Origin of the sequence: Mycobacterium sp. 852013-51886_SCH5428379 (assembly GCF_001665575.1) — a bacterium.
Classification (GTDB): domain Bacteria; phylum Actinomycetota; class Actinomycetes; order Mycobacteriales; family Mycobacteriaceae; genus Mycobacterium.
On the sequence record NZ_LZSU01000032.1, the window covers coordinates 1 to 15732 of the forward strand.

Sequence of the window (15732 nt, forward strand, 5' to 3'; positions counted from 1 at the left end):
GCCCGTGCTCGTGAACAGAGCCGCGACGGCCGCCACCATCGCGATCAACACCCGACTGATTGCCTTCATGATCTCCCTAGCTGCCACGGTGACTTTCGATCACCGACTCAATTGGTGGAGTGTCCGGCCACACCCAGCCGAGCACCTCGCAAGGTCAACGTGCGATGGGGATTAGAAAGCCCACACGCCGCTCTTACGCCTGTCTCATCCACTACGACACGAGGAACATATCGGGGGCCTATGCGGGCGGCAACGCGGGCGACAATTGTCCGGTATTGCGCTGAACCAGCGCCCGGCATTTGCTGTGAATGTGCTGTCAGCCGTATTGATCAATCGTCAGAGCCTGACGTGGAATCGACCGGCCGGCACGTCGCGGGTTGCCCCTCCGGCTGCGGCGGCATCCAGTGTCAGACCGGTGGCCAGCGGATTCGTTTCGGATCGCGAAGAGCCGAAGTCAGTCGTGGTGGGGCGGAACGTTGTCCCGTAACCAACGATCGTGGTCGGCGTCGGCCGACGACGAGTCGCTGTCACGCTCGTCGGCGGTGGTATCGGGTAGGACCTCGCCGAACACCTTGTTAACTGTGTCGGACACGCGGCGTTTCCGCTCTGTCACTTCGATACCCCCGGTGTGGCCAAGATCACTTTTCCGTTGGATGCGCGTTCATCTCGCGTTAACAGTAGAGGCGCATCCACCACGGGAAAGAGCGCCGTCACGACGGGATATCCCGTCGTGACGGCGCTCTTTTCCGGAACCGTCAAATTTCCAGGCTGGACAGCTGACCGATGATCTGGACGGCCAGCGGGCCCAGCGTCGCCATGCCGTCGCGGACGGCGGCGCGAGATCCGGCGATATTGACGACCAGCGTGCTGCCCGAGACCCCGGCCAGGCCGCGGGACACCCCGGCGTCGACGATGCCGGCCGACAGCCCGGAGGAGCGCAGCGCCTCGGAGATGCCGAGCAGTTCGCGGTCGAGGATGTCGCGCGTTGCCTCGGGGGTGACGTCGCGTGGCGTCACACCGGTGCCACCGACCGACACCACCAGGTCGACGCCGCCGATGACGGCGGTGTTCAGGGCGTTGCGGATCTCCACCTCGTCGGCGGACACCACGACGACGCCGTCGACGACGAATCCCGCTTCACCGAGCAGCTCGGTGACCAATGGACCGCTGTGGTCCTGCGCGTCACCGTGCGCGGTGCGGTCGTCGACGATGACGACGAGCGCGCGGCCCACCAACTCCCCAGGCTGTTCCATGACCTCAACCGTATATGTGGGCACCTGCGGCGGTGCACCCCAAGGCGAGACGACGGTGGTCACTGCTGCGCCTTGCCGAGCGTGACCGTCAGATTCTGCGGCTTGCCCGCCGGATCCAGGAACGTCAGCGTCACCGTGTCGCCGGGGGCCTTCGAGCGGACGGCCGCCACCAGCGCGTCGGCGCTGTTGATGACGCGGTCGTCGACCTTGGTGACCACGACGCCGCTGGGCAGCCCCGCTGCCGCGGCGGCTCCACCCTTGGTGACCTCGACGATCTTGGCGCCGTCGCTGGTGGTGTCGTTGCTGACCTGCACCCCCAGCGAGGCGTGGGAGGCGCTGCCGTTCTGGATCAGTTCGTCGGCTATCCGCTTGGCCTGGTCGACCGGGATCGCGAAGCCCAGGCCGATGGACCCGCTCTGTGCCTGCGGCGAGTCGCCGCCCATGGTCGCGATCGCGGAGTTCACGCCGACCAGTTCGCCGTTCATGTTGACGAGCGCGCCACCGGAGTTGCCGGGGTTGATCGCCGCATCCGTCTGGATGGCGTCGAGCACCGTGTTCTGGTTCCTGGTGTCACCACCCGCGGCGACGGGACGGTTCAGCGCGCTGATGATGCCGGTGGTGACAGTGCCCTCCAGACCGAGCGGTGAGCCGATGGCCACGACGTCCTGTCCGACGCGCAGATCGGCCGACGATCCGAGCGAGATCGGCGTCAGCCCCGAGACGTTCTCGGCGCGCACGACGGCGATGTCGCTGCTCGGGTCGGTGCCCACGACGGTGAACTTGGCGGTCTTACCGTCGAAGAACGTCACCTTGGTCTCGGCGGGCGGCCCGCTGGGCGCGTTGGGCGTGGGGCCCGCCGCGGCGACGACGTGGTTGTTGGTCAGGATCAGACCGTCGGAAGTGAGGACGATTCCCGACCCCTCTTCCGAGGCCCGGCCCAGGTTGGTCTCGAGTTTGACCACGCTCGGGACCACCTTCGCCGCGACCTCCTCCACACTGCCGGCGGGCAGCGCGGCGGCGGGCTGACTCGGTGCGGCGCCGAGTGAGCTGCTGATCGCGGGCCGGTCCTGCTGGGCGAGTGTCGCAACACCGCCACCGATACCGGCCGAGACGATCGCGATCGCGAGTGCGCCGATCGCGAGTGAGCTTGCGCGCGACTGTTTCCGGACCGGTCGCGGCGGAGCGCCGACGACCATCGTGGGTTGCGCGGCGCCGCGGTACGGGTCATAAGGCGGCCGGAACTGCTGTTGCGGGTTCGGCTGCTGTGGGTTCGGCTGCTGCGGCTGTCCGGCGGTGGCGTAGCGCCAGTCGTACGGCTGCTGTTGTGGATAGCCGTCCTGCCGCGGCGCACCCGGGTATCCGGAGTCGTGGCCACCCGGCCGGGGCCCGGGTTGCTGCGGCGGCGGTGAATACCTCGGGTAGTTGGTCATGTCGCTTCGGTGCTCTCCCTCGTAAGTGGTCCGACAACGGTTCAACGTCGGGCGCAGCTTCACAGTGCCCATCTGGGCTGAGAATCGACTTAGAGTTCGTCATCCATTCTCTGCGCGTGACCACGCAGGATCCCGGTTCGACTGGCGCATCGGCGATTCGCCGTTGTGGGTGTCCGGGTCGTCGTCCATATCGTCGTTGCGGCTGTCGACGGGCCGACCGGGCAACATCATGTAGATGCTCGTGCCCGGCGGTTCCCCACCGGGAACGGTCTCCTCGATCCGCAGCGCCCCACCGTGTTTGAGGACGACCTGTTTGACGATCGCCAGACCCAGTCCGGATCCCGGCATGGCGCGGGCCGCGGTCGACCGGTAGAAGCGCTCGAAGACCAGGCGGCGCTCCTGTTCGGGAATGCCCGGACCCTCGTCGGAGACGACCAGTTCGGCGTGCACCGGATCCGTCTGGGTCAGAACGACTCTCACTCGACCGCCGGGGGGACTCCATTTCGCGGCGTTGTCGAGGAGGTTCAGCACCGCGCGGGACAGCCCGGCCGCATCGCCGTAGACCTGCCAACCGATGAGGCGGACGTCGAACTCGATGTCGTTGCGGCGACGCCGAACCCGCTCGAGGCTGCGGTCGACGACCTCGGCCACGTCGACGGGTTCGTAGGTCACCCCGCCCGCATCGTCACGGGTGAGGTCGACGAGATCGCCCACCAGCGTGGACAGTTCCTCGATCTGGGCGATGACGTCGGCACGCAGATCGGCCATCTCCTCCTCCGGCAGCCGCGGCGCACCGGGCGCCTGCGAGGCCATGAGCAGCTCCACGTTGGTGCGCAGCGACGTCAACGGGGTGCGCAGCTCGTGGCCGGCGTCGGACACCAGCCGGGCCTGCCGCTCGCGGGATTCGGTGAGCGCCCGCAGCATCATGTTGAACGTCTCGGTGAGCCGGGCGAGTTCATCGCTGCCATACACCGGTATCGGCCGCAGATCATCGGTGCGCGCGACACGCTCGGCCGCCTTCCGCAGGCGCGCGACCGGACGCAGACCCGTGCGGGCGACCATGCCACCGGCGACCGCGGCGACCGTCACCCCGATCCCGCCGACGATGAGCAGCACCGTGCCGAGGCTGCCGAGCACCTGGCTGGTCGGCGCCAGACTCTTGGAGATCAGCAGCGTGCTGCCGTTGGTGAGGTGAACGGCGAGCACGCGCTGGTGGTTGGCCGTGCGCAGCGACAGCAGCAGCTCTCCGTCGATCACCTGCTTCTCGGCCTCACCGAGCGGCAGCGTCTGGCCCTGCTGGTTGGCGGTGTAGATGGACCGGCCCGGGTTGACCAGCATCGCGTTGACGTCGGAGTATGCGGTGCCTTCGATCGCCTTGCCGGGGTCGGCGGCCAGCGATCCGCTCTCGATGAGCAGCCGGGCCCGGCTGTGCAATTGGTTGTCGATGTCGTCGTAGAGCGCCCGCGACACCACCGCGTACACCGCGACCGACATCAGCACCACCACCAGCGCCACCATCGACATCGCCAGCAGCATCACCCGCCACCGCAGCGACAAGGAACTGGTGCGCGGCGGTTTCGAGCGGCTGGGCTCGCCGGGGGGTGCAGGTGGTGGGGCGACCGACATCAGGGCGGTGTCTCGCGGAGTACGTAGCCCACCCCGCGAACAGTGTGGATCAGCCGCGGCTCACCCGAGGCCTCCGTCTTGCGCCGCAGGTAGCCGATGTACACCTCGAGAGCATTACCCGACGTCGGGAAGTCGAACCCCCACACCTCCTCGAGGATGCGGCTGCGCGTCAGCACCCGACGGGGATTCGCGATCAGCATCTCCAGCAGCGCGAACTCGGTGCGGGTGAGGCTGATCTGCCGGGATCCTCGGGTGACCTCGCGGGTGACCGGATCCAGCGTGAGGTCGAGGAACGTCATGGCCGGCGATTCACCGGCGTCGTCCGGGGCGGTGCGACGCAGCAGCGCCCGCATCCGCGCGAGCAGTTCTTCGAGCGCGAACGGTTTGGGCAGGTAGTCGTCCGCGCCGGCGTCGAGACCGGCGACGCGTTCGGACACCGAGTCGCGCGCGGTCAGGACGAGAATCGGCAGATCGTCGCCGGTGCTGCGCAGCTGTCGACAGACCTCCAGGCCGTCCAGTCGCGGCATCATCACGTCCAGCACGACCGCGTCGGGGCGGTCGTTGGCGATTAGATCCAGCGCTTCGACGCCGTCTTGAGCGAGCTCTACCGAGTAACCGTTGAAGGACAGGGACCGGCGCAGGGATTCGCGCACGGCACGATCGTCGTCGACGACAAGTATGCGCACAGTCCCAGTTTCAACCCAACGCCTGAGACGCGGCTGAGAGACGCGCCGTTATGACGTCGACCTGTTTCAGCGGCGGTCGAGGTTCAGCAGGCCGAGGCGGGCAGCCTTGAGCAGGCGGCGGGGCACCTTGTGCTGCTGGCCGGCGACGGTCACACCGACGAGCTCGGTGGGCGTGGCCTTCCACTGCGCGCGGCGGCTACGGGTGTTCGAGCGCGACATTCTGCGCTTGGGCACAGCCATGTTGAAGCTTCTCCTCGTGCGGGTGGTGCCGCGCGGGTATCCGCAGGACGCGGGCGCAGGCAAGTGCCACCCAGGATAACCGGTGAGCAGCACCGCCTCCAAAACAGTTCGCGAGGGACCGGCCGCGGACGTGTGGTGATTTCGCGAACAGAACCGCGGGTTACGGCTAACCTACCGGTTGGTTGGCCCTCGACGTATGGGAGTTCTGGTTGACGAACCCGGTTCGTATCGGCAACTGCTCGGGGTTCTACGGCGACCGGCTGGCGGCGATGCACGAGATGCTCGTCGGCGGTGACCTGGACTTTCTGACCGGCGACTATCTCGCCGAGCTGACCATGCTCATCCTGGCCCGCGACCGGGCGAAGAATCCGGAGCGCGGCTACGCCCACACGTTCCTGCGGCAACTCGAGAACTGCCTCGGCGTCGCGATGGATCGCGGGGTCCGCATCGTCGCCAACGCCGGCGGCCTCAATCCCGCAGGCCTCGCCGCCGCGGTCCGCGCGCTGGCCGACCGGCTCGGGCTGTCCGTCACGGTCGCGCATGTGGAGGGCGACGACCTGATCGGCCGTGCCGGCGACCTGACCGTCGGCGGCATCCAACCCACTGGCTCGGGCAGTCCGCTGGCCGCCAACGCCTATCTGGGCGCCTGGGGCATCGCGGACTGCCTGAACCGTGGCGCGCACGTCGTCGTCACCGGCCGGGTCACCGACGCCTCGGTGACCGTCGGGCCGGCCGCCGCGCACTTCGGCTGGCAGCGCACCGACTACGACGCGCTCGCGGGGGCCGTCGCCGCCGGCCACGTCATCGAATGCGGCGCCCAGGCCACCGGCGGGAACTTCGCCTTCTTCACCGAGATCGCCGATCTGCTGCACGCGGGCTTCCCGGTGGCCGAGATCCACGCCGACGGCTCCTCGGTGATCACCAAACATCCGGGCACCGGCGGGGCGGTCACCGTGGACACGGTCACCGCGCAACTGCTCTACGAGATCGCCGGCGCACGGTATCCGAACCCCGACGTCACCCTGCGTCTCGATGCGCTGACACTGGACGCCGACGGCTCCGACCGGGTCCGCATCTCCGGAGCCCGGGGGGAGCCGCCGCCGCCGACGGCGAAGGTCTCCCTCAACAGCCTCGGCGGCTTCCGCAACGCGATGACGTTCGTGCTCACCGGTCTCGACGTGGACGCCAAGGCGGCTCTGGCGCGTCGGCAGCTCGAGGCGGCGCTGACGACGAGACCGGCCGAACTCGAGTGGACGCTGGCGCGCACGGATCGCGTCGACGCCGACACCGAGGAGACCGCCAGCGCGCTGCTGCGCTGCGTGGTCCGCGATCCCGACCCCGCTGTCGTGGGACGCCGATTCTCATCTGCCGCAGTCGAACTGGCACTCGCCAGTTATCCCGGATTCACCACCGTCGCCCCGCCGGCTGACGGTCAGGTCTACGGCGTGTTCACCGCAGCCCACGTCGACGCGACCGAGGTTCCGCACGTCGCGGTGCACGCCGACGGCGACCGCACCGACATCCCCGCGGCCGCCGAGACGGCCGTGCTGGAACCGGTGGCCGAACCGCCGCTGCCGCCACCGTTGTCGCCCGGGCCGACCCGGCGGGCGCCGCTGGGGCTGATCGCCGGGGCGCGCAGCGGCGACAAGGGCGGCGACGCCAACGTCGGGGTCTGGTGCAGAACCGACGCGCAGTGGCGGTGGCTCGTGCACACCCTCACCGTCGACCGGCTGCGAGAACTGCTGCCCGAGACCGGGGATCTACCCGTCACCCGGCATCTGCTGCCGAACCTGCGGGCGGTCAACTTCGTCATCGAAGGCATCCTCGGGCAGGGGGTGGCGTACCAGGCGCGCTTCGATCCGCAGGCCAAAGGACTCGGCGAATGGCTGCGCAGCCGGCACCTCGACATCCCGGAGGAGTTCCTCGTATGAGTATCTGGCACACCCCGGAGCGGGAGCAGTTGCGAAAGTCGGTGCGCGCGTTCGTCGAACGCGAAATACTTCCGAACGTCGCCGAGTGGGAGCGCACCGGTGAGCTGCCCCGCGCGCTGCATCGCAGCGCCGCCGAGACCGGGCTGCTGGGCGCCGGACTGCCCGAGGCCGTCGGGGGCGAGGGCGGCGACGGCGCCGACGCCCTGGTGATCTGCGAAGAGATGCACTACGCCGGCGCACCGGGCGGCGTATTCGCATCGCTGTTCACCTCCGGCATCTCCACACCCCACATGGCCGCCTCCGGCGACGCCCGGCTGATCGACGCCTACGTGCGGCCGACCCTGCGCGGTGAGCTGATCGGCGCCCTGGCCATCACCGAACCGGGCGGCGGTTCGGACGTCGGGCACCTCACCACCCGGGCCGAGTTGGTCTCGGGCGCCGACGGGCCGTACTACCTCGTCAACGGCGCCAAGACCTACATCACCTCCGGGGTCCGCGCCGACTACGTGGTCACCGCTGTCCGCACCGGCGGGCCGGGCGCAGCGGGCATCTCGCTGCTCGTCGTCGACAAGGGCACCCCGGGATTTGCGGTCACCCGCAAACTCGACAAGATGGGCTGGCGCTCCTCGGACACCGCCGAACTGTCCTATACCGACGTCCGGGTGCCGGCCGCCAACCTCGTCGGCGCCGAGAACAGCGGATTCGCCCAGATCGCAGGCGCTTTCGTCAGCGAGCGGGTCGGGCTGGCCGGGCAGGCCTACGCCGGCGCGCAACGTTGTCTGGACCTCACCGTGCAGTGGTGCCGCGACCGGCAGACCTTCGGCAGGCCGCTGATCTCCCGGCAGTCGGTGCAGAACACCCTCGCCGAGATGGCCCGCCGCATCGACATCGCCCGTGTCTACACCCGTCACGTCGTAGAACGGCAGCTCTCCGGCGACCCTGACCTGATCGCCCAGGTCTGCTTCGCCAAGAACACCGCCGTCGAGGCCGGCGAATGGGTCGCCAACCAGGCCGTGCAACTGTTCGGAGGGATGGGCTACATGGCCGAATCAGAGGTCGAACGCCAGTACCGCGATATGCGGATCCTGGGGATCGGCGGCGGCACCACCGAGATCCTCACCTCGCTGGCGGCCAAGACGATGGGATATCAGGCGTGACCCTCACCTCCGCGGTCGATCCGCGCTCACCCGCCTACGCCGAGGCGGCGTCCGCCATGACCGCCAGACTCGAGGAGCTCGACGTCGAGCACGCCAAGGCGCTTGCCGGTGGCGGGGCGAAGTACGTCGAGCGCCACCACGCCCGCGGCAAACTCACCGCACGCGAACGCATCGAGCTGCTGCTCGACCCCGATTCGCCGTTTCTCGAACTCAGCCCCCTGGCCGCCTGGGGCAGCGAGTTCGCGGTCGGCGCGAGCGTAGTCACCGGTATCGGCGCGGTGAGCGGCGTCGAATGCGTGCTGATCGCCAACGACCCCACGGTCAAGGGCGGCACCAGCAACCCGTGGACGCTGCGGAAGATCCTGCGCGCCAACCAGATCGCGATGGAGAATCGGCTTCCGGTCATCTCTCTGGTCGAATCGGGCGGGGCGGATCTGCCGACGCAGAAAGAGGTCTTCATCCCCGGCGGACGGATGTTCCGCGACCTGACGCGGCTCTCGGCCGCCGGCATCCCGACCGTCGCGCTGGTCTTCGGCAACTCGACGGCCGGTGGCGCGTACGTCCCGGGCCTGTCCGATCACGTGGTCATGATCAAAGAACGCTCCAAGGTGTTCCTCGCCGGACCACCGCTGGTGAAGATGGCCACCGGCGAGGAAGCCGACGACGAATCGCTCGGCGGCGCCGAGATGCACTCCCGCACATCTGGTCTCGGTGACTACTTCGCCGTCGACGAACTCGATGCGCTGCGCATCGGCAGGCGTATCGTCGCCCGGCTGAACTGGCGTAAACACGGTCCGCCGCCCGGTCCGGTGACCGAACCGCGCTACGACGGCGAGGAACTGCTCGGCATCGTCCCGGCCGACCTGCGCATCCCGTTCGACCCCCGCGAGGTGATCGCCCGCATCGTCGACGGCTCGGAGTTCGACGAGTTCAAGGCGCTTTACGGGTCATCCCTGGTGACGGGGTGGGCCACCCTGCACGGCTATCCGATCGGCATCCTCGCGAATGCACGCGGTGTGCTGTTCAGCGAGGAGGCCCAGAAGGCCACCCAGTTCATCCAGCTGGCCAACCGCGCCGACACACCACTTCTGTTCCTGCACAACACGACCGGCTACATGGTCGGGAGGCAGTACGAGGAGGGCGGCATGATCAAACACGGCTCGATGATGATCAACGCCGTGTCCAATTCGACCGTGCCGCACCTCTCACTGCTGATCGGCGCCTCCTACGGCGCCGGTCACTACGGGATGTGCGGGCGGGCCTACGACCCCCGGTTCCTGTTCGCGTGGCCGAGCGCGAAGGCCGCGGTGATGGGCGGCACCCAACTCGCAGGAGTGATCTCGATCGTCAGCCGGGCCGCCGCCGAGTCGCGTGGCCAGGAAGTCGACGACGCCGCTGATGCTTCCCTGCGGGCCGCGATCGAGGCCCAGATCGACGCGGAGTCCCTGCCGATGTTCCTGTCCGGCAGGCTCTACGACGACGGCGTCATCGATCCGCGCGACACCCGGACGGTGTTGGGAATGTGCCTGTCGGCCATCGCGAACGGCCCGATCGAGGGGACGTCGAACTTCGGCGTCTTCCGGATGTGAGCGCCATGATCAACAGAGTGCTGGTCGCCAACCGCGGCGAGATCGCCCGCCGGGTGTTCGCCACCTGCCGTCGCCTCGGTATCGGCACGGTCGCCGTCTACACCGATCCGGACGCCGGTTCCCCGCACGTCGCGGAGGCCGACGCGCGGGTGCGGGTTGACGGCTACCTCGACACCGCCCAACTCATCGCGGCCGCCCACGCGGCCGGTGCGGACGCCGTCCATCCCGGATACGGATTCCTTTCGGAGAACGCCGATTTCGCGGGGGCCGTACAGGACGCCGGACTGACGTGGATCGGGCCACCACCCGCCGCGGTCGCCGCCATGGGCAGCAAGATCGAGGCGAAGAAGCTGATGGCCGCCGCCGGCGTACCGGTCCTCGACGAACTCGATCCGGCCACCGTGACCGCCGACCAGCTGCCGGTGCTGGTCAAGGCGTCGGCCGGGGGCGGCGGGCGCGGGATGCGGGTCGTCCGCGACCTCGACGCGTTGACGGGCGAGGTCGAGGCCGCGCAACGCGAGGCGCAGTCTGCGTTCGGCGACCCGACGGTGTTCTGCGAGCGGTACCTCGCGGCCGGCCACCACGTCGAGGTCCAGGTGATGGCCGACCAGCACGGCACGGTGTGGGCGGTCGGCGAACGCGAGTGCTCGATCCAGCGCAGGCACCAGAAGATCATCGAGGAGGCGCCCTCACCGCTGGTCGAACGCACGCCCGGGATGCGCGAGCGGCTGTTCGAGGCGGCGCGGCTGGCCGCGACCGCGATCGGCTACACGGGCGCGGGCACCGTGGAGTTCATGGCCGACCGTCGGGGCGAGTTCTTCTTCCTGGAGATGAACACCCGTCTGCAGGTCGAACATCCGGTCACCGAGGAGACCACGGGCCTCGACCTCGTCGAACTGCAGCTGCTGGTCGCCGAGGGCGGCAGCCTTGATCCCGCACCACCGCCGTCGCGCGGCCATGCCATCGAGGCCCGGCTGTACGCGGAGGATCCGGCGAAGAACTGGCAGCCCCAGGCCGGGACGGTGCACCGCTTCGAGGTGCCCGCGGGCCCGCGGGTGGACACCGGCATCGTCGACGGCTCCGTGGTGTCGATCTTCTACGATCCGATGCTGGCGAAGGTGATCTCGTATGCGCCCACCCGGCGGCAGGCCGCGGCCCGGCTCAGCGACGCGCTGGCCCGCACCCGGGTGCACGGCGTGCGCACCAACCGCGATCTGCTGGTCAACGTGCTGCGTCATCCGGCCTTCCTCGACGGCGCCACCGACACCGCGTTCTTCGACACCCACGGCCTGTCCGCACTCAGCGCGCCCGCCCGGCACGCCCGCGCGGCCGACCTCTCGGCCGTCGCCGCCGCACTCGCCGACGCCGCCCGCAACCGTGCCGCGGCGACCGTGTTCGCCGCCGCTCCCAGCGGCTGGCGCAACCTCGCCTCCGGCCACCAGGTCAAACGCTTCGGCGACGCCGACGGCGGCGATCTCGAGGTGCAGTACCGGTTCACCCGCCGCGGTGTGGACATCGCCGGCCATTCCGACGTCACGGTGGTCACGACGGCACCCGACCACACGGTGCTGCGCGTCGGTGCGGTCGAGTCCCGGTTCGACGTCTGCCGGTACGGCACCGAGGTGTTCGTCGACTCACCGCTGGGCGCCGTGCAGCTGACGGCGATGCCGCGCTTCCCCGACCCGGACGCCGCCGTCGCGCAGGGCTCCCTCGTCGCGCCGATGCCCGGCGCCGTGGTCCGCGTCGGCGCCGCCGTCGGCGACACCGTCACCGCAGGCCAGCCGCTGATCTGGCTCGAAGCCATGAAGATGGAGCACACGCTGGCCGCCCCCGGCGACGGCGTCCTCGCCGAACTGAACGTCACACCCGGCCAGCAGGTCGAGGTCGGGGCGATCCTCGCCCGTGTGGACAACCCTGGAGGAGAACCATGACCGGATTCGTCGAGACCGACGAACAGCAGGCGCTGCGCAAGGCGGTCGCCGCGATGGCCGGCGGCTATGGGCAGGACTACTACCTGGAGAAGGCGCGGGCCGGCGAGCACACCACCGAGCTGTGGGAGGAGGCAGGCCGCCTCGGCTTCATCGGGGTGAACCTGCCCGAGCAGTACGGTGGCGGCGGCGCCGGCATGTACGAGCTTGCGCTGGTGATGGAGGAGATGGCGACCGCCGGATCGGCACTGCTGATGATGGTGGTCTCCCCCGCCATCAACGGCACCATCATCAGCAGGTTCGGCACCGAGGACCAGAAGCAGCGCTGGCTGCCGGGTATCGCCGACGGCTCGATCACGATGGCGTTCGCCATCACCGAACCCGATGCCGGCTCGAATTCGCACCGGATCACCACCACCGCCCGCCGCGACGGTGACGATTGGATCCTGACCGGTCAGAAGACCTACATCTCCGGCGTGGACCAGGCCCAGGCGGTGCTCGTGGTCGGCCGGATGGCCGACCACCGCACGGGGAACCTCAAACCGGCGCTGTTCGTCGTGCCGACCGATACTCCGGGGCTGCACTGGACGAAGATCGACATGGAGATCATCAGTCCGGAGAACCAATTCCAGCTGTTCATCGACGACGTGCGGTTACCCGCCGACGCGCTGGTCGGTTCGGAGGACGCCGCGATCGCGCAGCTGTTCGCCGGGCTCAACCCCGAGCGGATCATGGGTGCGGCGAACGCGGTGGGCATCGGCCGCTTCGCGGTCGGCCGAGCGGTCGACTACGTCAAGACCCGCCAGGTGTGGAAGACCCCGATCGGCGCGCATCAGGGCATCTCGCATCCGTTGGCGCAGAACCACATCGAGCTCGAGCTGGCGAAGCTGATGATGCAGAAGGCGGCGGCGCTGTACGACCACGGCGACGACGTCGGCGCAGCCGAGGCGGCGAACATGGCCAAGTACGCCGCCGGTGAGGCGTCGGTGCGGGCGGTGGATCAGGCCGTGCAGTCCATGGGCGGCAACGGCCTGACGAAGGAGTACGGTGTCGCGGCGTCGCTGGTGGCGTCCCGGCTGGCGCGGATCGCCCCGGTGAGCCGGGAGATGATCCTCAACTTCGTCGCACAGACGTCGCTGGGCCTCCCGAAGTCCTACTGATGAGCGCTCGCGTCCACTACCGCGTCGAGGGCGCGGTGGCCCGGCTGACACTGGACTCCCCGCACAACCGCAACGCACTGTCGACCGCGCTGGTCGAGCAGTTGCATGCCGGTCTACGCGCGGCCGCCGCCGATCCGAACGTGCGCTGCGTGGTGCTCGGCCACACCGGCGGCACGTTCTGCGCCGGCGCGGACCTGTCCGAATCCTCCGGTGCGGACCCGGCCGCGGCGGCGCTGGACCGGGCGCAAGAGATGACGGCGGCGCTGCGGGCGATCCTGGACCTGCCGGTGCCGGTGATCGGCGCGATCGACGGGCACGTCCGCGCGGGTGGAATGGGGCTGGTCGGCGCCTGCGACATCGTGGTCGCAGGGACGAACAGCACGTTCGCTCTGACCGAGGCCCGCATCGGTGTCGCCCCGTCGATCATCTCGCTGACCCTGCTGCCGAAGATGACGGCCCGCGCGGCGGGTCGCTATTTCGTCACCGGGGAGAAGTTCGGCGCCGCCGAGGCCGCTGCGATCGGGCTGATCAGCATCGCCTCCGCCGACGTCGAGGCCGACGTCGCCGCGCTCGCCGCCGAGGTCGGCCGTGGCTCACCACAGGGGCTCGCGGCATCGAAGGCCCTGACCACCGCGGCAGTGCTGGAGACGTTCGACCGGGCGGCCGACGACCTCGCGGCCCAGTCCGCGGCGCTGTTCGTCTCCGAGGAAGCCCGTGAGGGGATGACGGCGTTTCTGCAGAAGCGAGCGCCGAACTGGTCGGCCCACCAGACCCCGCGCTGAACATCACATCCGCCGCCCCCGAGTCGCCGATAGCACGCACCGCAGCGGCATTTCCGGAGGAATTCGGGTGGGCAACCGAGGTCGATCCGACAAAGCTTCGCTCGGCTAGCAGCTTCGCCGACGCGGCACGGCAGCAGTTTCATGAACGCTCTTGCATGTACCAGTGATCGTCGTACCCTCGTAGGCGATGAGCACACCTGCAACGCCGCGGAACGGAGCACAGCGCGCTGCCGATACCGATCGGATCCAGATCGCGCAGTTCCTCACCGATGCCGCCGCGCAGGGCCGCCTCCAGATGAACGAGTACGAGGATCGGCTGACCAAGGCGTACGCCGCCAAGACCTACGATGAGTTGGCTTCCGTCAGCGCCGATCTCCCCGGCGCCATGACCAACCTGCGGGGCAACGGACCGTGCCGTCCGGCCCCGTCGACCCTGCTCCTGGCCATCATGAGCGGCTTCGAACGCCGCGGCCGGTGGAACGTCCCCCGGCGGCTCACCACCGTCGCCTTCCTGGGCAGCGGCGTCGTCGACCTGCGGTACGCCGACTTCACCGCACCGGTGGTCGACGTCCGGACCTACTCGGTGTTCGGCGGACAGACCATCCTGGTGCCGCCGGAGGTGAACGTCGATCTGAACGGTGTCGGCGTCATGGGCGCGTTCGACCACAGCGTGCCCGGCGAGGGTTTGCCAGGAGCGCCGCACGTGCGCATCCGCGGCTTCGCCCTGTGGGGCCGCGTCGCCGTCAAACGCAAGCATCGCAAGAGCACCTAACCGCCCGCGACGCCGCCCTTCGAGGTCGGACCCCGCGCAGGCGCCGCGCCGGTCGGACCCGGCGTGTCCGCACCGCGCGGGGTGGCGCGGCTCCGCCCGGTACCGGATTCGCGTTCCGGCTCGCCGCGCGCGGACATCGTGTTCAGTCCGGTGCGGACAGCAACGGAGAAGTCGTCGACGAACGCCCGCGTCTGCCGCGCGGTCGGCACCAGCCGCGCGGAGGTGTACCGACCCGGATTCGCCAGCGGATCGTTGTCGGGATAGCCGAAGTCCACCACAGTGCGCAGCGCGGGATCGATCGCGTCGGCGATGCGGGCGCCGGCCACCCCACCCAGGCGGCGCAACGGACGGGTGAGCGGCAGATCCTCGCTTTCGTACGACACATAGGTGGTCTCTCCGACGCGTTCGATGCGCGCGAAACCATCGGCCGTTCGACAGCCCTTTTCGCACCCGTCCCTCACCACGACGGTGCCGTCTGCCCCGATGGAGACCGGGAGGTCCACCGCGTCGCGCTGCGATCTGGCGTCGAGGTGGGCCATCAGTGAGTTGACCAGCGAGACGCCGTTGAGGAGGTACGCCGGCGCGTTGCCGTCCATGTCGTACTCATAGCCGACGTCGACGACCTCGGCCCCCGGAGACGCGGGCGTGGGCGCCGGGTCTGCTCCCAAGAGTCCGAAAGTCGGGTACCGGGTGCCGAATCCGCCGTTCGGCCGCGCGACGTTGTTGTCGAGGACGTAGACCGCGGTACCCGTCACCGGGTCACCGGCATCGGCCAGGTAGTTCAGCAACAGGCTGGTATCGGCGGTCCCCCAGCCGGAGGCCACCACCACCTCGTCGCGGATGGCGTGGCCGGGCGTCGGCCCGAGACCGGATGGACCGGCGTGGAAGTCGACGGAGACGGGTCCGCGCCTGTCGGCGAGCGCGCTGCGGTAGAAGTCGCCGTGGTCATCCGTCGAACCGCGCGCCGCGATCGGCGCCGTCCAGTCGTTCATCGTCGAGGCGACGATCTCCGGGCTGATCACCGCCACGCCGCCGACCGCGGCCACGGTGGCCACCGCGGCACCGCCGATCAGCGCGGGAACCAACGCCCGGCGGGCACGTCCCATCAACGGCGCAGACAAGCTTCTTCCCTCCGGGCACGAAACGACACAGCCCGCGTCCACAGCCTCCCCGCTGCA

General features: G+C 69.3%; 14 protein-coding genes and 1 pseudogene. 7 read left to right on the forward strand and 8 right to left on the reverse strand.

Going from position 1 to position 15732, the window contains the following annotated elements; translation table 11 throughout:
* The 7 genes and pseudogenes from A5757_RS23180 to rpmF all read right to left on the reverse strand — a co-directional run.
* Window positions 1–69: pseudogene (locus A5757_RS23180) on the reverse strand (porin); the annotation flags it as partial.
* Between the two features lie 385 nt (window positions 70–454).
* Entirely contained in the window at window positions 455–592 is a 138-nt protein-coding gene (locus A5757_RS23440; protein WP_197497340.1) for a hypothetical protein, read from the reverse strand.
* 163 nt (window positions 593–755) lie between these two features.
* A complete protein-coding gene (locus tag A5757_RS13375) occupies window positions 756–1253 on the reverse strand; it encodes a molybdenum cofactor biosynthesis protein B (RefSeq protein WP_066834910.1) in 498 nt (165 codons plus the stop codon).
* Window positions 1254–1312: 59 nt separating this feature from the next.
* Entirely contained in the window at window positions 1313–2683 is a 1371-nt protein-coding gene (locus A5757_RS13380; RefSeq protein WP_066834912.1) for a S1C family serine protease, read from the reverse strand.
* Window positions 2684–2782: 99 nt separating this feature from the next.
* The gene (locus A5757_RS13385) at window positions 2783–4309 is read right to left on the reverse strand and encodes a HAMP domain-containing sensor histidine kinase (RefSeq protein WP_066834914.1); all 1527 of its coding nucleotides are present in this window, start codon (window positions 4307–4309) and stop codon (window positions 2783–2785) included.
* A complete protein-coding gene (locus tag A5757_RS13390) occupies window positions 4309–4995 on the reverse strand; it encodes a response regulator transcription factor (protein ID WP_066834916.1) in 687 nt (228 codons plus the stop codon). The genes A5757_RS13385 and A5757_RS13390 overlap by 1 nt, the downstream gene beginning before the upstream one ends.
* A gap of 66 nt (window positions 4996–5061) precedes the next feature.
* A complete protein-coding gene (rpmF, locus tag A5757_RS13395) occupies window positions 5062–5235 on the reverse strand; it encodes a 50S ribosomal protein L32 (protein ID WP_066834918.1) in 174 nt (57 codons plus the stop codon).
* A gap of 209 nt (window positions 5236–5444) precedes the next feature.
* Here rpmF and A5757_RS13400 point away from each other — a divergent pair, with 209 nt between their 5' ends.
* The 7 genes from A5757_RS13400 to A5757_RS13430 all read left to right on the forward strand — a co-directional run bounded on the left by A5757_RS13400 (window position 5445) and on the right by A5757_RS13430 (window position 14554).
* Window positions 5445–7166, forward strand: coding sequence for an acyclic terpene utilization AtuA family protein (locus tag A5757_RS13400; protein WP_066834975.1), 1722 nt, complete (start codon window positions 5445–5447; stop codon window positions 7164–7166).
* Window positions 7163–8323: an acyl-CoA dehydrogenase family protein gene (locus tag A5757_RS13405; RefSeq protein WP_066834920.1), complete on the forward strand. Its 1161-nt coding sequence runs from the start codon at window positions 7163–7165 to the stop codon at window positions 8321–8323. Before A5757_RS13400 ends, A5757_RS13405 begins: the two co-directional genes overlap by 4 nt.
* A 56-nt stretch (window positions 8324–8379) precedes the next feature.
* Window positions 8380–9912 (forward strand): acyl-CoA carboxylase subunit beta, encoded by a 1533-nt coding sequence (locus tag A5757_RS13410; protein ID WP_197497339.1) that lies wholly within the window; start codon window positions 8380–8382, stop codon window positions 9910–9912.
* A 5-nt stretch (window positions 9913–9917) separates the two neighbouring features.
* Window positions 9918–11843: a biotin carboxylase N-terminal domain-containing protein gene (locus A5757_RS13415; protein WP_066834976.1), complete on the forward strand. Its 1926-nt coding sequence runs from the start codon at window positions 9918–9920 to the stop codon at window positions 11841–11843.
* A complete protein-coding gene (locus A5757_RS13420; RefSeq protein ID WP_066834924.1) occupies window positions 11840–13000 on the forward strand; it encodes an acyl-CoA dehydrogenase family protein in 1161 nt (386 codons plus the stop codon). The genes A5757_RS13415 and A5757_RS13420 overlap by 4 nt, the downstream gene beginning before the upstream one ends.
* Complete coding sequence (locus tag A5757_RS13425; RefSeq protein ID WP_066834926.1) at window positions 13000–13782, forward strand: enoyl-CoA hydratase family protein; 783 nt, start codon at window positions 13000–13002, stop codon at window positions 13780–13782. Before A5757_RS13420 ends, A5757_RS13425 begins: the two co-directional genes overlap by 1 nt.
* A 187-nt stretch (window positions 13783–13969) precedes the next feature.
* Entirely contained in the window at window positions 13970–14554 is a 585-nt protein-coding gene (locus A5757_RS13430) for a DUF1707 domain-containing protein (protein WP_066834928.1), read from the forward strand.
* Here the strand turns inward: A5757_RS13430 and A5757_RS13435 are convergent.
* Window positions 14551–15675, reverse strand: coding sequence for a PE-PPE domain-containing protein (locus A5757_RS13435; RefSeq protein ID WP_197497338.1), 1125 nt, complete (start codon window positions 15673–15675; stop codon window positions 14551–14553). The two genes, A5757_RS13430 and A5757_RS13435, sit on opposite strands and share 4 nt — an antisense overlap.
* Window positions 15676–15732: the final 57 nt, after the last annotated feature.